Source organism: Alteromonas sp. H02, assembly GCF_059682525.1.
Window position 1 is genome coordinate 3,523,459 of the sequence record NZ_CM185021.1, and the last position, 20,497, is coordinate 3,543,955.

The window sequence follows — 20,497 nt, forward strand, 5'->3', positions numbered from 1 at the left end:
CGGTCTTCGACGCCTTTCACTCCGTAAAAGCGCTTTCGGTGTAATTAACGCTGGTGTCACGACAACATTAACCCACCAATACTTGCATTATAGCTTATCTTCCAACCAAACGTTAACAGACTGTAACGCAGCGGCTAAATTTTCTGGCTGACTGCCGCCAGCCTGTGCCATATCAGGGCGACCACCGCCCTTTCCGCCAACTTGTGTCGCGATATGGTTAACCAGTTCACCAGCTTTCACTTTGGCGGTTAAGCCTTTGGTCACCCCAACGATAAGGCTAACCTTACCGTCTGCAGGCACACCCAGCACAACGATGCCTTCACCAATACGGTTTTTCAGATCATCAACCATGCCGCGTAATGATTTGGCCTCAACCCCTTCAAGCTCTGCAATGAGGACTTTATTACCCTTTATATCCACGGCATTGCCAAGTAGATCAGCGCCTTGTTGGCTTGCCATCTTTTGTTTAAGTGAAGTAACTGTTTTTTCTAACTCTTTTTGTTGAGATTGCAGTTGGGTTACTTTCTCTGTAAGACCACTGGCATCGGTTTTTAACAGTCCACAGGTAGTGTTCAGTACCGCCTGCTGCTGTTGCACATAAGCCAGCGCGCCCATACCGGTTACCGCATCGATACGACGCACACCGGAAGCAATACCACCCTCGGTTACAATTTTAAATAAACCGATATCACCGGTTTGCTTAACGTGAGTTCCACCACAAAGCTCAGTGGATACCGGCCCCATGGAGACTACGCGAACTTTCTCATCGTATTTCTCGCCAAACAGCGCCATCGCACCGGTCTTCTTGGCTTCTTCCAGATCCATCATCTGCGTGGTTAACGGATGGTTATCCTGAATATCCTTGTTAACCCGTACCTCGATATGTGCCAGTTGCTCGGCAGTCACGCCCTCAAAATGAGAGAAGTCGAAACGCAGGCGCTCGGCATTTACCAATGACCCTTTCTGCGTTACATGGTCGCCAAGAATATCGCGCAAAGCTGCGTGCAATAAATGCGTGGCACTGTGGTTCTTCCTGATAGCGCTGCGCTTGGTGTCATCAATTTTGGCAACCGCTTTGTCGCCTTTGTTAATGGTGCCTTTTGCCTTACCGCGGTGGGCAAAAGCATTACCCATTTTCTGGGTATCGGTAACAAGGAACTCACCATTAGCCACTTTGAGTACACCAGTATCGCCAACCTGACCACCAGATTCAGCGTAAAATGGCGTTTGATCCAGTACTACAACTCCTTCCTGACCATCGGTCAGTGCTTCACAAAAGCTGTTGCCACTGATTAACTCCACCACGTTGGCATCGCCTTCGGCATCGGTGTATCCGGTAAAGGCCGTTTGAGAGTCAACTTTTAAGGTGCTGTTGTAATCGGCGCCAAACTGGCTGGCTTCCTGAGCGCGCTGACGCTGCGCCTGCATTGCCGCCTCAAAACCTTCTTCATCGATTTTATAGTCATGTTCGCGGGCTACGTCGTTGGTTAAGTCTACCGGGAATCCGTAGGTATCATAGAGTTTGAAAACCAGTTCGCCAGGAATGGTATCGCCTTCCAACTCATTCAGCGCATCGTTGAGCATATTCATACCACGGGAAAGCGTTTTGCTGAACTGCTCTTCTTCTACGCGTAATACTTTTTCAATAACCGGCTTCTGATCCGCCAGCTCTGGATAGAAACCGCCCATTTCCTGAGTCAGTGCATCCACCAGCTTATAGAAGAAAATGTCATTGGCGCCCATTTTGTAACCATGGCGAACTGCACGGCGGATAATCCGGCGCAGTACATAACCGCGGCCTTCGTTGCTAGGCATTACGCCATCGCAAATTAAAAACGCACAAGAACGAATGTGATCGGCAATCACCCGCAATGATTTATTGTCCAGGTCTGTTGTACCAACAATTTTCGCGGCAGCATTGATCAGATTTACAAACAAATCGATTTCATAGTTGCTGTGCACGTTCTGTAGAATGGCAGAGATACGTTCCAGCCCCATACCGGTATCAATCGACGGTTTAGGCAGCGGCTCCATAGTGCCATCAGCCTGCTTGTTGAACTGCATGAAAACCAGGTTCCAGATTTCAATAAAGCGGTCGCCGTCTTCCTCTGGAGTGCCCGGAGGACCACCCCAGATGTGCTCACCGTGATCGTAGAAGATTTCCGAGCAAGGACCGCAAGGACCAGTATCGCCCATCGACCAGAAGTTGTCTGAGGTTGAGATGCGGATAATTTTTTCTTTCGGTACACCAATGGTGTTTTCCCAGATATCGAAGGCTTCATCATCCTCAGAAAAAACGGTAACCAGCAGTTTCTCTTTTGGCAGACCCAACTCTTCGGTTAAGAACGTCCAGGCAAACTGAATAGCTTCTTTTTTGAAATAGTCACCAAAGCTGAAATTACCCAGCATTTCGAAAAACGTATGGTGACGCGCGGTATAACCCACATTCTCGAGGTCGTTATGCTTACCACCGGCGCGAACACAACGCTGTGACGATACCGCTCGGGTATAGCTGCGTTTTTCGGAACCGAGGAAAACGTCCTTAAACTGGTTCATACCCGCATTAGTAAACAATAACGTGGGATCATCTGCTGGTACCAGTGAAGAACTGGAAACAGCCTGGTGGCCATGCTGGCCAAAATACTCGATAAATTTGCGGCGAATATCAGCAGTTGATAATGTCATTGAAATCCTGAAATCCTTAGTTAACCTTTAACTTGTATGCAGCCTGTGTGCAGGAAATTCAACTATTCAGCACACTTTTGGCCACATTATTATGAGGCCGCAACAATACCATGGTTAATGCTGTTTTGTTAAGCAATCCACCGTGAAAACAGGCGAATCATCACCATAGAAAATATTGATTAAGGGCAGCAGGCATTGCCCGGCTATTCGTGGTCTTCGTCGAAGGCGTGTTGGATATGGTCAGAATAGAAGCCCCGATACTGTAAAAAGCGGATTTGTTTAAACTTTTCCTTGTCGGTCGCCGGTGGTTTAAGGCCAAACCGCTTGCGTCTTACCTGCCCGGCAAGCATGAACCAATCAGTGTCATTTTCGAGCATTGCCTGTTCCAGCAACGATTCATCAATAGAAAATTGCTGACACTCTGCCTTTATCCTGGCCGGCCCCTGCCCCTTAGCTATTCCCGATCGCACTTTCATTTCGGCAAAACGGGCGTCACTTTGGATCCCGGCTTGTTTAAATTCCTCTACCACAGGGGCACAATCGTCCATTGCAAAACCTTTCTGTGATAATTTTCGTAACAATTCGTGATAAGCATGCTCTCGTCGCGAAAGCATGCGGGTAATCGACTCTATAATGATTTTACGTGGGTTATCTGTCATTTTACCGATGATTTTTTAGAACTTAGCACTCAATATATGCCCGGTATCATACCAGCTATTATGCATTACTGCGGGCAGGATATTTCATAAGACTATGCAAAAACAAGCCGCGGATAATACGCTTACTTTTACCCTGCATCATAGCATCAACGAAATAGATGCGTCGCAGTGGCAGGCGCTGGCCGAGCAGGCTGGCCCGTTTTTGCAATATCAATGGCTTAAAGCACTTGAAAATACCGGGTGTGTCGATAACCACAGCAATGGGCAAACCGGCTGGCAAACGGCATTCTGGAGCGGCTCGCTCAACGGTGAGCTCAAAATAGTAGTACCGGGCTATTTAAAAACCCACAGTTATGGCGAATACGTATTTGATCATAGCTGGGCCAATGCATACCACCAGCATGGTATGGACTATTATCCTAAATGGATTGCAGCCATTCCCTTTACCCCGGTTACCGGCCCACGCGAACTGACTGCCAGCGACGTTTCTGCCGCACAGTGGCACAGCCTGGTTAATCACATCAATGAATGGGCCAGCGACAATCAGTATTCATCATGCCATTGGTTGTTTAATCCGCTTGATTCCCAAACCGACTTTGCCAAACTGGGCTTTAGCTCGCGTTTCAGTGTGCAGTTTCAATGGATGAATCGCGGCTATCAGAATTTTGATGACTTTCTTGCCCGGCTGACATCCCGCAAGCGCAGAAGCATTCGTAAAACCCGTAAGCGTTTTCACTCGCCTTCTCTGCGTGTAGAAAGGTTACACGGTGACAAACTTAGTCGCGATGACATGGCGTTTTTTGTCCATTGCTACCAGGACACGTATCTTAAGCGCAGTGGCCACACCGGCTATCTAACCCCTGCCTTTTTCGATGCGCTGTATGCCCATTGCCGGGACAACATTATGCTGGTGAAAGCCACCCATAATGACCAGGAGATTGCTGCAGCCCTGTTTTTATTTGATGATACAGGGTTGTACGGGCGTTACTGGGGTTGCCTGGAAGATGTTGACGAGCTGCATTTTGAGTGCTGCTACTTTCAGGGCATTGAATTTGCCATAGAACAGGGCTTGCCGCTGTTTAATCCCGGTACGCAGGGCGAACACAAAATTCTGCGCGGTTTTGAACCGGTTTATTGTGTATCTCATCATAAAATGCACGATCCGAGGTTTCATCAGGCTGTGGCAGATTTTTTACAGCGTGAAAAACCGGTTATCGAAGACTATTTCAATCAGGCCCGGGATGTATTACCTTTCAACGCGGACTATCTGAACGAATTTGTAACACCAACAAGTACAAACGGGGCGACAATAACGCCTGAAAAATCCTAACACAGAGACAACAATATGAAGTACACATTGCTCGCAGCTACTATTGCTGCATCGCTGGCCCTGACGGCCTGTTCCAAACCAGAAACCACCACGCAAACCGCAGACACCCAAACTGAAGCGCCCGCCGCTAAAGCCGAAATTGGCTCATTTGGTGTAGACCTGAGCGCCCGTGACGAAAGCGTTAAACCGGGTGACGACTTTTTTATGTACGCCAGTGGTACCTGGTATGAAAACTACGAACTGCCTGCAGACAAAACCCGCTTTGGTGCGTTTAATGCCCTGGCCGATCGCAGCGAAGAGCAGGTTAAGCAAATCATTGACGACATTATGGCGTCGGATAACTTAACCGCCGAAGAACAGCTGATTCACGATTACTACACTGCGTATATGGATACTGAAACCATCAACGCTAAAGGCATTACGCCAATTAATCCTACGCTGACTGACATCGACAACCTGTCGTCGGTTAAAGCGCTTACCGAATTCTTCGGCGAAAGCTGGCTCACCGGTACATCAGCGCCTTTATACGGTGGCCTGTGGTATAACCGCCTGGATCCAAACGAGTACCAGCTGAGCGTGGGTGTTGGCGGTCTGGGCTTACCTGACCGTGATTATTACCTCAACGATTCAGAGCGCTTCAGCAATATCCGTGACGCATACGTAAAGCACATTGCTGAGATGCTGACCTTTGCCGACGTAGAAAACCCGGAAGAAAAAGCCCAGACCATTCTGGCGCTGGAAACCAAAATTGCAGAAATTCAGTGGCCTCGTGAAAAGCGTCGTGACCGCGACCTGACATTAAACCAGGTCGAGCGCAGCGCGCTGGCTGACATGTATCCTGACTTTGACTGGAATGCCTGGTTAGATGCCATGGGCTTTAAAGCGCCTGAGCTGAATATCTCCCAGCCACAACCGGTAAAAGACGTTATCGAAATCATCAACGATACGCCACTGGATGACTGGAAAACATACCTGACCTACCACACTATCTCGAATAATGCGTCGATGCTGTCAGATGACATCTATCTGGCCAACTTCGACTTCTATGGTAAAACCCTGAGCGGTCAGCAAGAGCCTCGTCCACGTTGGAAACGTGCGCTTAGTGCCATGTCTGGCACTACCTCTTTAGGCTTTGCCATTGGTAAGAGCTATGTGGATCGCTTCTTCCCGGAAAGCTCTAAAACGCAAATGGCTGAACTGGTAGAAAACCTGCGTGCCGCCCTGGGCGAACGTATTGACGGTCTGGACTGGATGGGCGAAGAAACCAAGGTCAATGCTAAAGCCAAGCTGGCCGCGTTTAACCCTAAAATCGGTTATCCGGATGAGTGGATTTCTTATGAAGGCCTGGAAATTACCGACCAGGATCTGCTGACCAACGAACGTAACATCAGCAAGTTCTTCCACGCCAAGCAGGTAGAAGATGAATTGGAACCCACTAACCGCGAGCGCTGGGGCATGACGCCACAACGGGTAAATGCTTATTACAACTCATCGTTCAACGAGATTGTCTTCCCGGCGGCTATCCTGCAACCGCCATTCTTTGATCCTAACGCCGATCCGGCAGTGAACTACGGTGCTATCGGCGCTGTTATCGGTCACGAAATGGGTCACGGGTTTGACGACCAGGGCTCTAAGTCTGATGCCAAGGGGATTCAGCAAAACTGGTGGACCGACGAAGACCGCGCAGCATTTGAAGCAAAAGCCGACATGTTAGCCGCCCAGTACAGTGCTTATGAGCCAATTGAAGGTAACTTTGTAAATGGCCGTAACAGCCTGGGTGAAAACATTGGTGACGTAGGTGGTCTGTCGATGGCTTACCATGCTTACAAACTGAGCCTGAATGGCAAAGAAGCACCGGTTATTGACGGCCTGACCGGCGATCAGCGTTTCTTTCTGGCCTGGGCGCAGGTTTGGAAAGAAAAGCGTACCGAACAAAGCATGCTTAACCAGTTACGTGCCGGTACTCACTCTCCGGGTCGTTACCGTGCACTGGCACCACGTAACCACGATGCATGGTACGAAGCCTTTAACGTACAACCAGGCGATGCCCTGTACCTGGCACCAGAAGAACGTGTAAAAATCTGGTAATTACCTGCCAGTAATACAACAATGCCAAAAGCAGCCTCCGGGCTGCTTTTTTATGTTTGCAATACAACCGGCACCTCGACTACTACCGGCTTACGGCAAGCGTCATAGCCACGGCTAAAAACCAAAGAAGTGAAATAACCAACACGGACTTCAGGGTGCTGGATTGCGCTTTCGAGCGATAGAATGAAAAAGCAGCATAGGCCGCGGGAATCAACGCTGCGACACCGCCAAAGATAAACGCTTTGACGATGCCAACCACTGGAGCCCATGAACTCTGGATAATCAAAAGCTCAAACAGCAACTCCACAACACCAATGCCTGCACAACCGAAAAATAACCCAAATGCCCTGTCCTCAGACAGTTTTAACTCTGGCGCCGTCAACCTTAACCGCCATGCATTGAGCTCCTTTTTATAACACTATCACCGTAGCACGCAAAATATCACGCCACAAACACTCGCCAGCCTGCAGCAAAAGCGCTCGTGTCCGGTTTGCTTAGATTGTGAAAATTTGGTAAACAGAGCACATAGTACTTACCATACACTCAGATTAAGGTGCCCTAGTGATTGCGAAGTTGATATCGAAGTTCCGCCCGGGTTTTGTTGCCACGCTAACCGCACTGTTAACCGTTAGCTTTAACGCTCACAGCACTCCCGATAAAGCAGTATCAGGTTCACTTCTGGCGGCCCCACACAACCAGCTTAGCCAGAAAGAAAAACAACAGGGCTGGCAACTGCTTTTTGATGGCGAATCACTCAGTGGCTGGCATGTGTTTCAGTACCCGGATACGGTCCCGGCGTGGACTGTAAAAGAAGATATGCTGACCTTCAATCCGGCGGCGCGAGGCCTCCAGCATGGGGATTTAGCCACCGATAAGGTGTTTGAAAACTTTGAATTAAAGTTTGAATGGCAATCGCCAGAAAACGGTAACAGCGGAGTGTTTATTAACGTTCAGGAAACGCCAGAAAGCGTGACACCCTGGCAAACCGGGCCGGAATATCAGCTCCTTGGCGTAGCTCATGGCGATAACGCGGATCCCGTGAAGCGCTCTGGCGGGATTTTTGGCTTTGCCTCACCGTTAACCGCCTCAGACTTTCTGGCCAGCAGTGGCTGGAACCAGTCTGTTATTAAACAGCAGGATGGCAAGGTTGAGTTTTATCTGAATGGAAAATTAACTGCCCGCGCCGACCTGACCAGCGATCAATGGCAGTCACAGTTAGCCCGTTCAAGATTTAAGGATCAGGCGGGCTTTGGCGCCTATACCAAAGGCCATATCGTGCTGCAGCAGTGGACATCACTGATCTATTTTCGCAACATTAAAATCAAGTCACTCTAAGGGCTGTTGCGGCGGCAAGACATGCCGAGCTTGCCGCGCTTTTGTTTAAGGTCAGTGCTGCTTAAGTAACTCCTCCAGCCATTCTATAAACATTACGTTGTGCCGGGTAATTAAGCTGTCTTTGTTTTCAATGTAGTAGCACAAAGCAGAGTCAATTGGAGGGTAGCCTGACTCCGTTAGTAATCCCGCCTTAACGTAGTCCCGGGTAAGCGTTGTTGAGCAAAATACGCAGGCGTTTTCCAGCAGAGCCTGCTGAATCCCAAACAACTCCTGATCAAAATAACGTACCTCAAACTGCCTGTACGATAAATCGTTATGGTTTAACCACGCCTGCAATGGGACTTCGGGTAAAGCGCTGTTTTTCCAGCGGGTGGTGTAAATTGTTATTGGCGAAGTCTGGTCCAACTGAGTAGTGAGCCGGGCATTGCCATACAAATTAAACCGTTCCCGAATAAGCACGTCACCATCGGCTTGCTCAGCCAAGGCACCAAGTCGCACAGACAGGCTGAAGTGGTCGGTGTTAATTTCCTCACCACTGGTTATGTTCACTTTACTGTGCGGATATTGCTCATAATAACGCTGTAAAGCAGGTAACAGTGCCAGGGCGGCAAAGGATGAAGTGGTAGCCACTTTGATTTGTTTATCGTTTCGTGAAATGTCTTCGAGCGCCGTGTTAATGGTTTGAAAGCCCTGACTGGTAGCAACAGCTAACTCTCTACCTGGCGCTGTAAGGATGACTTTTCTGGTCTCCCGCCGAAATAAGCTCACATTTAACCGCTGCTCAAGATTAGTAATGTGGTGAGACACCGCGGTAGGAGAAATCGATAACTCAGCAGCGGCCGCCTTAAAGCTACCCAGCCTGGCTGCAGATTCGAACGCCTTTAACGCTGGCAAAGAAACTTGCATGTTGTACTCCCGCTACTCAATGACACCAAAATAGATGAGTTTTACTCATCTGTAAATGTTTTTTACTCGGTTGTCAGTGGCTTGGTAACGCCTGAAAATAACGGTAAAAGTTAACCAACAAAGGTAGTTACCATGAGTGTTATTTTACATGTAGATTCCAGCGTCAGGGCCATTTCCAATAGCAATCCTGAGCACGACTCCATTTCAAAAAAGCTGGCAAGACAGTTTATTAGTAAGTTACAGAAAACGGCGAATACAGATGAATATATCTATCGTGACGTTGGAGTGAATCCGCCGCCCTATATTACTCAGGATTGGATAGGTGCGGTATTTACGCCTGAACAGAAAAGAACCGCCTTACAGCAGCAGTTGCTGGCCCCGTCTGATGAACTTATAAGCGAAGTTGAAAAAGCCGGAATCATTGTGATTTCATCGCCCATGTACAACTACGGCATGCCCGCTCAGTTAAAAGCCTGGTTTGATCAAATTGTGCGTATTAACAAGACCTTTGACTTTGATTTAGCCCGCGGTGATAAACCACTTGCGCCTCTGCTATCGGGAAAAATCCTGGTGATCATTACCTCCAGCGGCGAGTTTGGTTTTGAACGCGGTGGCATCAACGAAGGCGCCAGTCATTTAGTCCCGCACCTGCGTACACTCAGTAAATACCTGGGCGTGACAGACATTTATGAGATCGCTTCTGAGTATCAGGAATTTGCTGACCACAGGCATCAGCAGTCACTACAACAAGCCAGATTAAAAGCTGATGAGATCGCTCTGCTACTGGCCAGCAAACAAACTGCCGTTGCTTGCTAAATACTGAGCATTGCCCTGAAATTGCTGGTGGCACTTTGTTTACGCTCCATCAGCCCGTCTTTTGTATGGCAAATATTCCCATCGTCATGCATCAAAATAGAAAGAATTAACACCACCCCCCCTTATCCAACTGATTACCCTAGCAATAATTAAATTTGTTAATTTTATGATTTTTCATTTGCCAATCATTAACAATAGATCAACAATATAATAGTAATATAATATAATAGGATATTTACTATGCAATTATCTGTATTTGGTCGGGCGTTAGCTATTGTTGCACTGGGGTTGTGTGCGGATATGGCAAATGCTATCGATAACGGTGTATACACCATTACCTCTAAACACAGCGGCAAGTTAGTGGAAGTGGGCGCCGCCGATGTGAATGATGGCGCTAATGTTATTCAGTGGTCAGCGAATGGTCATAACACACAGCGCTGGCTGATTGCCGAGCAGTCAGACGGTTACTATAGCGTGATCAACTTAAACTCAGGCAAGGCGCTGGAAGTGTTTGACTGGCAAACCAGTAACGGTGCCAACATCGTGCAGTTTGAGGATCGTGGGCTGGCCAGTCAGCGCTGGCAAATTAATGAGCTGTCTGACGGCACCGTTAGCTTTATCAACAAGCACTCAGGTAAGGCCCTTGATCTGTATGGTTTTGACACCTCTGATGGTGCCAATATCGCACAGTGGGATTACTGGAGTGGTGACGCCCAGCGCTGGCAACTAAATAAACTTGCCAGTGTTGAAAATACGCCCTGGGATCCGTCAACAACAAATGGTGCCGTAAGCCACTGGCCATTAACCGGGAGCCTGGTCACCCACGACCCAACCCTGGCTTATGAAGATGGCCGCTGGTGGATCTTCCAGACCGGCCCGGGCATTGCCGGAAAATGGTCGGATAACGGTGTAACCTGGAACGACGCACTGGCAGTCTTCCCTAATGGCCTTTCCTGGTGGGACAACTATGTACCGGGTCACGACGGTCAGGATGTCTGGGCCCCGGACATTAAACACTACAATGGCCGGGCTTGGTTGTACTATTCTGTATCGACCTTTGGTTCTCGGGTTTCTGCAATAGGCCTGGCTTCGGCTCCCAGTATAGCCAGCGGCAGCTGGCGTGATGATGGACTGGTGATCAACACTACTAACAGCAATAACTACAATGCTATCGACCCTGAATTAGTTAAAGCAGAAGATGGTAGCCCATGGATGACTTTTGGTTCGTGGAACTCTGGGATCAAGGTAACGCGCATTAACCCGGTCACCATGAAGCCCTTTGGCCCGCTTTATAGCATTGCCAGCCGCTCAGGCGGAATAGAAGGTCCGGCGTTAATCTACCGTCAGGGCTACTATTATTTGTTTGTCTCCATTGGCGAATGCTGTAAAGGTACCGACAGTACCTACCGTATTGCTTATGGACGCTCCACCGATATTCGTGGTCCGTATTTAGATAAAAATGGCCAGGATATGATGCAGGGTGGCGGTACGATTCTGGATGGAGGCAATTCACAATGGGTTGGTCCCGGTGGTGAAGACATCATGAATACCGATGTAATTGTGCGCCACGCCTATGATGCCAGCGATAACGGTGTACCCAAGCTGCTGATCAGTACACTTAACTGGGACAGCAACGGCTGGCCTCGCTACTAGCCTCCCCGGCTGACGACTCATTATTAAACAAAGGGTATCGGTCACTGATTGATGCCCTTTTTCTATTTGACCTGAAAAAGCGGTTGCCAAAGAGTTGCTTAAGATAGTCGGTAGACCGGCAAACTCTGACTGCGCTAAGTACAAGCTAACTCGCCCTGTGTACAGTTGTCTCAGTACGCCGCTAATTTATGCTTTGTCCACGAGCATTCAAAACATCAGCGATAAGGAAATAAGATGGAACTTAGTCAGGCTAAAGACGTGATTTATACCCTCTCGCAAGGAATAGATCCGGCATCCGGGGAGGTACTATCCGATAACAGCTGTTTTAACCAGCCGATTATTATTCGGGCACTTTTTATGGCCCACGAAGCACTCGACAGGTCAGTTAAGTACCAGCAGAGAAAATCGTCATTGCCGCCCAATGCCGGTAAACCCTGGCCTGATGAGGAAGACGAACAGTTAGCTGCCGCCTTTGATTCGGGTAGCAGCATTTCTCAGCTGGCTAAATCCCATCAGCGTACGTCGGGTTCTATTAAAGCCCGGCTGGAGAAGCTCGGTAGAATCAGCGGCGCTTAGTGTTTACATCTAAGCACTTGTAGCTAATAAGCGCTGCGATGGTTTTTGCCATGAGCTAAAATTCGGCTTCTTCGGCCATTTTTGCCTGCCGAATCAGTTGAGTAAACTCGCCACGGTAACCATAATAGTCCTCGCCCTTGTTTGCCAGCGCCAGATTAAATGCATCATCTAATGACCATTGGCCGGTATACTTACCGTCTTTCATTACCTGAGCAAAACCGGCCACCGCAGTGGCAAAGTTTACTTCCTGCATGATCGCAGGCGTAGCATTGATGGCGCTCATAATTGGTTGATCCAGCAATTGCGAAGTCTCCTCACCCGGCAATTTATAACGGATTTTTAAATACCCCAATTCTGCTAAAGCGTCATTCGCCGCGCCGCTGTTGCCACTGGTATAACGGGATTCATCCAGGTAGCTGCCCGGCTGGCCGTTAAGGGTAACCTCATAAATTGCCGTTACGGCGTGGCCGGAGCCAATATCACCGGCATCCACTTTATCGTTATTAAAGTCTTCTGCTTGCAGCGCCCGGGTTTCATATCCCAGTAACCGGTATTCATTCACCACCGCCGGATTAAATTCCACCTGGATCTTGAGATCTTTAGCAATGGGAAACAGTGATGACGTAGCCTCTTCCACAAACAGTTTTTGCGCTTCAGCCAGCGTATCAATGTACGCTGCGATCCCGTTGCCATTCTGGGCCAGCGACTGCATTAACGCGTCCTTATAGTTACCACGCCCAAAGCCAATTACCGACAAATAAATACCGCTCTGGCGTTTACGCTCAACAAAGTCTGTTAACTGTTCAGGGTCCGACAAACCAACATTAAAGTCACCGTCGGTGGCGAGCATAATACGGTTTACTGCCTGCTCATCAAAGTTCGACTCGGCCAGTTGATACGCCAGTTGCAGGCCTTCGCCGCCAGCGGTGGAGCCACCAGCTTTCAGTTTATCCAGCGCTTCGATGATTGTTGCTGCCTGCGCTACTTTTGTCGGCTCGAGCACGGTACCAGCGGCTCCGGCATACACCACAATAGCTATGGTATCGGTTGGCTTGAGTGTTTTAAGCAATAGCTTGATGGATTGCTTCACCAGCGGGAGTTTATCCGGCGCGTTCATCGAACCTGACACATCCAGCAGAAACACCAGGTTACTATCCGGCTGTTCGCTTTGCTCCAGTTCGTATCCCTGAATACCAATATGCACCAGCTTACGATGCTCGGCCCAGGGCGAATCATGTACCACTACGGTGGGCAAAAAAGGCCGGTTCGCACTGGTTGGAAACGGATAGTTATAGTCAAAATAATTCACCATTTCCTCCAGTCGCACGGCGCTTTTCTCGGGCAGATAGCCACGGTTTAACTGTTTACGCACAAAACTGTAGGAGGTCGTGTCCACATCGGCAGAAAACGTTGATACCGGTTCATCTTTAACCTGCTTGACCGGATTGGCATCAAACTGCTCGAAGTCGTCCTGGTACTGTGGCTGTACAGGCGCCGGTATAGGCGCCATACGGCTGTCAGCTACCGCGAGCGTCCTGACCATTTCGGCAGCAACGTGTCGCTCGCGCTTTACTTTCATCTGTTCGGCTTTTTCGGCTGCCTTACTCGCCTGTCGCTCAGCGGCCAACTCTTGTTCGCTCGGTCCTGAAGTACAATTAACCAGCGCAACTGTCATGGCAATTACCAACGCGCTGCGACCAAACCTTGTTTTTGTCATTTTCTGCTCCATGAGATCAAAGGTAATTGATAAATCAACGATAACAGTGGCAACTTAACTGTAAGCTGAATAGCCGCACAAAGAAAAGGCAAGCGAACATGCTTGCCTTGTTTTTGTTCACATATCAATGTGAATAAGTTCAACTTGACCTGGCAGAGTACAAATCCAGAACTCATTTGATTCTGAAATTTCTGTAATTGGTCAAAGGACTAAACCGCTCCGCGGTAGTAGTGCCGCCCCCACCTCATTAATTATATTCTGATCTCGTTCCCCGCTTCTAAGCTGAAGGAAGGGCAATGTCGCCCTGAATTCACTCAGGAGTGAAACCATGAGTTACTTTGAAGGATCCAACCCCTTACGCCAACGCATGATTGAAGATATGACCATGCGTAGGCTCAGTCCTAAAACGCAAATAGGCTACATCAGAGGCGTGAAGAAACTCGCTACCTTTTTGAAACGCTCGCCAGAGGATGCCACGGCTGAAGAATTGCGCCAATTCCAACTCACATTGGCCGAGCAAGGTACATCTAACATCACCATCAATGCCACGTTATCGGGTTTAACGTTCTTATTTCATAAGTCCTTGAATCGACCTGATGTGATGCTCAAAGTCAGTACCGTGCCGGTGCCAAGAAAGTTGCCGACGGTATTGAGTAAAGAGGAAATCAAGCAACTGATTGATGCCACACATAGCATCAAATACAAAGCTGCTTTCTCGGTCGCTTATGGGGCTGGTTTGCGGATTGGTGAAGTCGTGGCACTGAAGGTCACGGATATCGATAGTCAGCGCATGCTATTGCGCGTTGAGCAAGGTAAAGGGAAGAAAGACAGAATGGCAATGTTATCGCCCATGCTGTTGAGTACACTTCGCCAATGGTACAAACATGCCAAAGCGCATCACCTAATGCTACCGGGTGGGTGGTTGTTCCCAGGGCAGAATCCGTTAAACCCTATTGGCACCCGTCAACTCAGTCGTGCCTGTCAATCTGCGTGTCTGGATGCAGGACTGAATAAAAAAGTCTCCATGCACACCTTACGGCACAGTTTCGCCACGCACTTACTGGAAGATAAAGTCGATATTCGCATCATCCAAACGCTGTTGGGGCATAGTAAACTGGAAACCACTGCGCTGTATGCACAAGTCGCCAGTAAACTCTTGCGTGAGGTGGTGAGTCCGTTAGATACACTGGCATTGTGAGCGTGACGTTATGTCGAGTTGTTCACGGCCACCGCTTGAGGTGGCGGATGTGTTTCGTCTGTCTGGTACGCAGTATAAAAGCGCTCAGCATGGGCGTTTAAGCTTAGCTCAACTGAAAGTGATGTCAGCCATTGAGCGTTGTCGAAGTGCCCAATTAGGTGCTCATCACCTGCACTGCGAACACTGTCATACCGATGCCATCGCATATAACTCCTGCCGTAATCGTCACTGTCCGAAGTGCCAGGGTTCAAGCGCCAAACGCTGGTTTGCAGCCAGAGAGCAGCAGTTGTTACCTGTAGAGTACTACCATGTGGTGTTTACCTTACCTGGTGAGGTAGCACAACTGGCCTTTTACAATAAAGCACAGATGTATCAGTTGTTGTTTAAAGCCGCATCACAAACGTTGCTGACCATTGCCGGTGATACGCGACACTTAGGCGCTGAGGTTGGCACCACTATGGTGTTGCATACGTGGGGCTCCGCGATGATGCATCATCCTCATGTGCATTGCATTGTGCCCGGTGGCGGGCTGGATAACGCAAAACAATGGAAAGCGTGTAAAAAGGGCTTCTTCTTGCCGGTCAGAGTGTTATCACGCTTGTTCCGCCGTTTGTATATGCAAGGCGTACGTGAGTTATACGAATCGACGCAGTTACTGTGCTTCGGGGAGTTGACGCAGACCAGTGGCTTTGAACACGCCGGGCACTTTATGGCATGGTGCAAACAGCAACAATCCATGGAATGGGTGGTGTATGCCAAACCGCCGTTTGCAGGACCACAAGCGGTGCTGAAGTACCTGTCGCGTTATACGCATCGTGTAGCGATTGCGAATCGCCGACTACAATCCGTTGATGAAACACATGTCTCGTTCACCTATAAGGATTACCGGCGCAAAGGAAACAACATGCACCGGACGATGCAACTGACGTGTGACGAGTTCATGCGTCGATTTTTATTGCATGTCTTGCCAACCGGGTTTCATCGTATCCGGCATTATGGGTTACTGGCCAGTAAAGCCAAACTCAATATGGCCAGACAAGCCCTGCACGTAGCTCCGCCGCCAGACATCAAAAAGACGGCCAATGAATCGGAGACAGACTCAGCCCCCTTCGTGTGCAGGCAATGTCAATCACCGATGAAGGTGTCGGCGCTCAGGCTACCTGCATACTTACCAAGAGCGCCCCCTAAATAGGCGGGGTGCTTAAAGAGATAAAAAAAGCGCCTTTACTGGTGAGGATGATGCTTTACCTGAAACGCTATAAACCCCATGACAATGAATAGAACGAGACAACCGAGCTGAATAAAAACGTGAAAATCAGATGCCAATAGAAACAAAGCACCACTGGAAACACGTGATCTTGGCGATCATCCTCTACAGCAGACTCACATTCACCATCGAAATCCCCATAGCCAAACCACAGGGGTAACATCCCGCGGTTTCGTCCAACGAAGATTATCTGATATCTGCCCGAGAGTAGGACATCAAGGTGGATCTGAATGGAGGGCAGATAACTGATAATCTAAACACTACCGGAATTTGAAAAGCATCAAGCTTAGTTACCTGGAGTTCCTTAGAGCTGATATTGATAGTGTCAAAAAACGATACGATGATGTCGTTCCAAGGAGCGAGGTGTCTGCGATGCACCCAGGCTGTCACGATAGCAAGTCGTGGCTGGAAATTCTTACAAAGAAGGATTCTAATGCCGAAATTCCTGCTGAAATCGTACAAATTGATAACCTCTTACACCGGGCAATGCAAAGTGTCAGTGAAGAACCTCCCTATTATCCTTTGATAACGTACACAACAATGCCTTCTACTGAGATCAGTCATGATCACCCTTTATGGAAGCTAAAGAAAGAACATACAAAAGTCATTTCACGCTACCTAAATTCAGAAGTTGAAGTGCAGGAAACAACGAAAAGTCTTTATTCATCTCCTATGTTTGACTGGATCAACGGGGATAATGTTGAACAGCGAAAACGGTGGATAATGGGTGCAGAGTCCTTATTGGATGAACTGGCGAACCATTACATCCATGTCAAGGAGCTTGATGAGCTACTGGCAAAGCTACTAAATCCCTACCGCTTTCTCTTCTTGTTTAGAATTTATTGGCGCGTGTGAGCTATTGCAGGAGCGATAACGCACACTCAAGTGAAACGATCACGTCGTCATGCGCAATAGAAAATCCATCGGCGTCCGGTCGAGCTAACGAGAGTAGTTTGCTAATGGACACCTCTGCTTGTTCCGTGCGCCAGCTGGCATTCAATACAGCTTAGTGCTGCAATGGCGTAAAAACGTCAATATCGAGAATAGGCATGTGCATTCCTTTGGGTAAACTGTAAGTTTTATTTTGTGAACTGAGTAACATACGTATCAGAACAATTAAAACTATCTCCTATACTTCGTTACAGAGGGATAGTTAAGTCGTGCTACTTGAGTTAAACGAACGGCATCTACGTGAACTGTCTTTTGTCACTTAAATCCATCAAAAATCAGGTTCGCAAGCAACCGCTATCCGTACAGGCTGTGTGAAAAATATAGTCTTTAGCTGACGATTACAATCCGACCATCTGATGTCCGCTTTCCGCTCTTTGCAGCCATTGTTCAGTTGAGGACCGTTAGGTTTGTTTGAACACAAAATCCGAAATTGTCGGATGTATAGAATCAGTACATTTTATGTTTAACCGCTGGCATTAACGCACCGCCGGTAACCTGTGCTTTTCATCCACCAGCCTGGTCAGACAGTTGATTACCTGTGAACTGTTTTGCTCAGCTAAACTCATATGATGAATAATGCCATCAAACACAGCATCACTGCGCAGCCAGTCCTGGGTGACGTATTCCATCGCTTTATGCACATTCTGGTGCACGCCGGCATGATAGCTGTCCAGCTCCTTGAAAGCATTGAGACCGCTAAACATCTCTTTACCAATACCTTCGAAGTACCATTTACCTAAACGGCACGACATATGGTCAACTTTTACCGCATCGGCTTCTTTGCCTTCGGCATCATTCTCCATTGCGATGTAACCGTTCTGCATGTAAATGATATGGTCGAGTTTCACCAGTGAAGCAAATGAGCTGTCTTTGGTCTGGCCGATCAGCGTAATGGTATCGTCGGCGGCTTTCGCTACCGATTCAAAGTTGGTATGAAAACTGGAGACTTCATCACCGATGTCTTTGGTGCTCTGCGCAACTTCCAGCGTTTGCGACACCATCGTGTCTATCTTGCCGGTCAGGTTAAAAATAATATCGCTGATTTCTTCGGTGGATTTACGGGTACGATCGGCCAGATGGCGAACCTCATCTGCCACCACAGCAAAACCCCGTCCCACTTCACCGGCCCGGGCAGCCTCAATGGCGGCGTTGAGGGCCAGTAAGTTAGTTTGCTCAGCAATATCGCCTATCAGTTTAACGGTTTCGGCAATGCGGCTACTTTCCTGAGCTAACAGATTGGCCGTCTCTTCCACTGACACCATGCGCTCATTAACCTGTTCGATGGAAAGCTTAAGCTCACCTACCGTTTTAGAACTGCGATCAGCGCCGTGTTTACTCTCACCGGCAATGGAGAGTACATCATCCATTTTCTCCGATAACGTGACCATTTGACTCTGACTGTCTTTGAGATTATCCAACAGGTTGCTGGTATTAAGATGATGCATTTCGCTGAGAAGGCGATTTTGCCGGGCAAAGGTATCAGCTTTTTCCATGGCGCCTATGGCACCGTTAACGTTGTTCATGATCTCTGCAAATTCTCCCGGCAGGCCTTTTACCAGGCCTTTGCGGTAAAACTGGCGTTTGCCCGCCCGTTCAAAACTGTTAGACAGCTCTTTAAAATTCGTTTCAACGATATCAAGAAAGTCGTTGAGCTCCCAGGCCACCTTACCCACTTCGCCTAGCCCACGGGTTTGTGTAACCCGCACGTGCGTATTGCCCTGAATCGCTTCTTTAAGGGTTAGATGAATGGCGCTTAGTGCATCAATGGGCCGCTGATGGTCGCGATAAGCGTATATAGCAAACACCACGGCGATTATCGGCGAACTCACGTTTACGAACCCTACGCCGTTAGCAATGATGCTATACACCGCCAGGACAACGGTTAGCACGATAAATACCACACAGTTTATTAAAAACTTCTGCGATAAAAAGGGAATGTTTTTACTGACGTTACTGGTGTTTTCTTTCATGATAGCCATTCCCTTAACAGTGCTCTTCGTAGAGTCCGATGACAAACTCTTCGTAACCCAGGCCGGTCTCGCTTTTAACGTGCTCCTGTAACCAGTTCCAGGAATCGGTTGGCGCTGTTTCTTTGCGACTGCGCTGTTCTATTTCCCGCATCTGACGGTAAACCGGCTCAATAACCGCCAGTGCGGCTCTCGGCGCCTGGCGGCGAACAGAGAAAAAGCCTTCTACATTGCCCTTATTAAAGTCAGGTGTGACATTGGCAAATACCCAGTAAAAATTGCCATCGGAGGTCAGGTTTTTAACAAACCCAAAGAATTCGTGTTTGGATTTAAGGGTTTTCCACATTGCGTGATACACGCCTCTGGGCATATCCGGATGACGAATAATATTGTGTGGCTGGCCGAGCAACTCACTTTCAGCAAAGTTAGAAACCCGCATAAAGTGCCGGTTTGCGTAAGTCAGGTTGCCGCGTAAGTCGGTTTTACTCACGATAAGTTCGTCGGCAGAAAAGGTTACTTCTCTGGTATTAGCAGAAACTGCAATCACATTCTTCTCACTTCTTTTATCCTTTGGCCTTCATAGCCCACGGCTGACGCCGACCAGTACCCTGAAGACATCAACGGGCATGCGGCCAGCATTCTTTACTTAAAAAATTAGTTTAATATCAGGCGTTTCGCAATATTAATTATATCGTCAGCGAAACCTGAACCTTAAGCGCTAATCGAGCATGGGATCATCGTGAGATGTCTGGCAACAATTAGCCCTGTTTGCGCCAGATAAGACAGAGGTTGTTGGCCGGCATGTCAATTATATCAGTCAGTTGCATGGAATTGCCTACCCAGGACAATAACTCTTCGATAGATTTATAGCCGCCGAGTCCACGCTCCAGCAAGCTGTAATGAAAAGCTTCATTACTGGCACTGGAAAAAGCGTTTTTATAAATGAACGGGCCATACTGACAAAATACACCGCCAGCAGGTAATAATTTAGCAATCCCCGCCATCATCTGTTGAACTTCATGAGCAAACATAATGTGCGCCGTATTGGCTGAGTAAACCGCATCAAAGCCATTTTCGGGAAAGCTATCCTGGCCAATATGAAGCGGGATTGGTGCGGCAAGATTTGGCAAATTTGCTTCGTTAACCCAGGCATTAATGCCCTGATGATGTACTGGCACATCACTGGTTTGCCAGTGCAGATGGGGCAACCCCTCAGCAAAGTGTACCGCGTGTTGCCCGGTACCGCTGCCTATCTCCAACACTTTACCGGCCTGTTCAAAAGCCTCACGAAGCACCGCTAAAATCGGTGCTTTGTTGTTTTCACAGGCCTGACTAAAGGGCTTGGACAT

Annotated in this window: 17 protein-coding genes; 9 read left to right on the plus strand and 8 right to left on the minus strand. The window is 48.3% G+C overall.

Going from position 1 to position 20,497, the window contains the following annotated elements:
• Positions 1–87 precede the first annotated feature (87 nt).
• On the minus strand, positions 88–2,685 hold the full coding sequence (gene alaS, locus AC566Q_RS16350) for an alanine--tRNA ligase (protein WP_499608206.1): 2,598 nt from the start codon (positions 2,683–2,685) through the stop codon (positions 88–90).
• A gap of 203 nt (positions 2,686–2,888) precedes the next feature.
• Complete coding sequence (locus tag AC566Q_RS16355) at positions 2,889–3,344, minus strand: regulatory protein RecX (protein WP_499608209.1); 456 nt, start codon at positions 3,342–3,344, stop codon at positions 2,889–2,891.
• A gap of 94 nt (positions 3,345–3,438) precedes the next feature.
• Here AC566Q_RS16355 and AC566Q_RS16360 point away from each other — a divergent pair, with 94 nt between their 5' ends.
• A complete protein-coding gene (locus AC566Q_RS16360; RefSeq protein WP_499608212.1) occupies positions 3,439–4,674 on the plus strand; it encodes a GNAT family N-acetyltransferase in 1,236 nt (411 codons plus the stop codon).
• Between the two features lie 15 nt (positions 4,675–4,689).
• Positions 4,690–6,762 (plus strand): M13 family metallopeptidase, encoded by a 2,073-nt coding sequence (locus AC566Q_RS16365; RefSeq protein ID WP_499608215.1) that lies wholly within the window; start codon positions 4,690–4,692, stop codon positions 6,760–6,762.
• Between the two features lie 82 nt (positions 6,763–6,844).
• On the opposite strand, the gene AC566Q_RS16370 is transcribed toward AC566Q_RS16365, so the two are convergent.
• Complete coding sequence (locus AC566Q_RS16370) at positions 6,845–7,144, minus strand: hypothetical protein (protein WP_105936509.1); 300 nt, start codon at positions 7,142–7,144, stop codon at positions 6,845–6,847.
• A 179-nt stretch (positions 7,145–7,323) separates the two neighbouring features.
• On the opposite strand from AC566Q_RS16370, the gene AC566Q_RS16375 reads away from it, so the two are divergent.
• Complete coding sequence (locus AC566Q_RS16375) at positions 7,324–8,097, plus strand: 3-keto-disaccharide hydrolase (protein ID WP_205664812.1); 774 nt, start codon at positions 7,324–7,326, stop codon at positions 8,095–8,097.
• Positions 8,098–8,148: 51 nt separating this feature from the next.
• Here the strand turns inward: AC566Q_RS16375 and AC566Q_RS16380 are convergent, their stop codons facing one another.
• Positions 8,149–9,003, minus strand: a complete 855-nt coding sequence (locus AC566Q_RS16380) for a LysR family transcriptional regulator (RefSeq protein WP_105936508.1) — start codon at positions 9,001–9,003, stop codon at positions 8,149–8,151.
• A gap of 132 nt (positions 9,004–9,135) precedes the next feature.
• Here AC566Q_RS16380 and AC566Q_RS16385 point away from each other — a divergent pair, with 132 nt between their 5' ends.
• The 3 genes from AC566Q_RS16385 to AC566Q_RS16395 all read left to right on the plus strand — a co-directional run bounded on the left by AC566Q_RS16385 (position 9,136) and on the right by AC566Q_RS16395 (position 12,048).
• A complete protein-coding gene (locus AC566Q_RS16385; RefSeq protein WP_499608222.1) occupies positions 9,136–9,819 on the plus strand; it encodes an FMN-dependent NADH-azoreductase in 684 nt (227 codons plus the stop codon).
• Between the two features lie 240 nt (positions 9,820–10,059).
• Positions 10,060–11,472, plus strand: a complete 1,413-nt coding sequence (locus tag AC566Q_RS16390) for a family 43 glycosylhydrolase (RefSeq protein WP_499608225.1) — start codon at positions 10,060–10,062, stop codon at positions 11,470–11,472.
• 234 nt (positions 11,473–11,706) lie between these two features.
• A complete protein-coding gene (locus AC566Q_RS16395; RefSeq protein ID WP_499608228.1) occupies positions 11,707–12,048 on the plus strand; it encodes a hypothetical protein in 342 nt (113 codons plus the stop codon).
• A 55-nt stretch (positions 12,049–12,103) separates the two neighbouring features.
• Here the strand turns inward: AC566Q_RS16395 and AC566Q_RS16400 are convergent, their stop codons facing one another.
• Positions 12,104–13,765 carry a vWA domain-containing protein gene (locus AC566Q_RS16400; RefSeq protein WP_499608231.1) on the minus strand — a complete coding sequence of 554 codons (1,662 nt, stop codon included), beginning with the start codon at positions 13,763–13,765 and terminating at the stop codon, positions 12,104–12,106.
• Positions 13,766–14,093: 328 nt separating this feature from the next.
• Between AC566Q_RS16400 and AC566Q_RS16405 the strand changes: the two genes are divergently transcribed.
• The 3 genes from AC566Q_RS16405 to AC566Q_RS16415 all read left to right on the plus strand — a co-directional run bounded on the left by AC566Q_RS16405 (position 14,094) and on the right by AC566Q_RS16415 (position 17,085).
• Entirely contained in the window at positions 14,094–14,963 is an 870-nt protein-coding gene (locus AC566Q_RS16405; protein ID WP_499608236.1) for a tyrosine-type recombinase/integrase, read from the plus strand.
• A gap of 10 nt (positions 14,964–14,973) precedes the next feature.
• The gene (locus AC566Q_RS16410) at positions 14,974–16,155 is read left to right on the plus strand and encodes an IS91 family transposase (RefSeq protein WP_342632605.1); all 1,182 of its coding nucleotides are present in this window, start codon (positions 14,974–14,976) and stop codon (positions 16,153–16,155) included.
• 438 nt (positions 16,156–16,593) lie between these two features.
• Complete coding sequence (locus tag AC566Q_RS16415) at positions 16,594–17,085, plus strand: hypothetical protein (protein WP_499608242.1); 492 nt, start codon at positions 16,594–16,596, stop codon at positions 17,083–17,085.
• A gap of 572 nt (positions 17,086–17,657) precedes the next feature.
• On the opposite strand, the gene AC566Q_RS16420 is transcribed toward AC566Q_RS16415, so the two are convergent.
• The 3 genes from AC566Q_RS16420 to AC566Q_RS16430 form a co-directional block, all read right to left on the minus strand.
• Positions 17,658–19,151 carry a methyl-accepting chemotaxis protein gene (locus AC566Q_RS16420; protein WP_499608246.1) on the minus strand — a complete coding sequence of 498 codons (1,494 nt, stop codon included), beginning with the start codon at positions 19,149–19,151 and terminating at the stop codon, positions 17,658–17,660.
• 13 nt (positions 19,152–19,164) lie between these two features.
• On the minus strand, positions 19,165–19,695 hold the full coding sequence (locus tag AC566Q_RS16425) for a PAS domain-containing protein (RefSeq protein ID WP_105933547.1): 531 nt from the start codon (positions 19,693–19,695) through the stop codon (positions 19,165–19,167).
• Positions 19,696–19,906: 211 nt separating this feature from the next.
• On the minus strand, positions 19,907–20,497 hold the full coding sequence (locus AC566Q_RS16430; protein WP_499608250.1) for a DUF938 domain-containing protein: 591 nt from the start codon (positions 20,495–20,497) through the stop codon (positions 19,907–19,909).

Coding starts and splice junctions, on each gene's coding strand:
- AC566Q_RS16405 (WP_499608236.1), top strand. CDS start 14,094: ATGAGTTACTTTGAAGGATCCAACCCCTTACGCCAACGCATGATTGAA.
- AC566Q_RS16355 (WP_499608209.1), bottom strand. CDS start 3,344: ATGACAGATAACCCACGTAAAATCATTATAGAGTCGATTACCCGCATG.
- alaS (WP_499608206.1), bottom strand. CDS start 2,685: ATGACATTATCAACTGCTGATATTCGCCGCAAATTTATCGAGTATTTT.
- AC566Q_RS16420 (WP_499608246.1), bottom strand. CDS start 19,151: ATGAAAGAAAACACCAGTAACGTCAGTAAAAACATTCCCTTTTTATCG.
- AC566Q_RS16385 (WP_499608222.1), top strand. CDS start 9,136: ATGAGTGTTATTTTACATGTAGATTCCAGCGTCAGGGCCATTTCCAAT.
- AC566Q_RS16390 (WP_499608225.1), top strand. CDS start 10,060: ATGCAATTATCTGTATTTGGTCGGGCGTTAGCTATTGTTGCACTGGGG.
- AC566Q_RS16380 (WP_105936508.1), bottom strand. CDS start 9,003: ATGCAAGTTTCTTTGCCAGCGTTAAAGGCGTTCGAATCTGCAGCCAGG.
- AC566Q_RS16365 (WP_499608215.1), top strand. CDS start 4,690: ATGAAGTACACATTGCTCGCAGCTACTATTGCTGCATCGCTGGCCCTG.
- AC566Q_RS16400 (WP_499608231.1), bottom strand. CDS start 13,765: ATGACAAAAACAAGGTTTGGTCGCAGCGCGTTGGTAATTGCCATGACA.
- AC566Q_RS16410 (WP_342632605.1), top strand. CDS start 14,974: ATGTCGAGTTGTTCACGGCCACCGCTTGAGGTGGCGGATGTGTTTCGT.
- AC566Q_RS16395 (WP_499608228.1), top strand. CDS start 11,707: ATGGAACTTAGTCAGGCTAAAGACGTGATTTATACCCTCTCGCAAGGA.
- AC566Q_RS16360 (WP_499608212.1), top strand. CDS start 3,439: ATGCAAAAACAAGCCGCGGATAATACGCTTACTTTTACCCTGCATCAT.
- AC566Q_RS16430 (WP_499608250.1), bottom strand. CDS start 20,497: ATGTCCAAGCCCTTTAGTCAGGCCTGTGAAAACAACAAAGCACCGATT.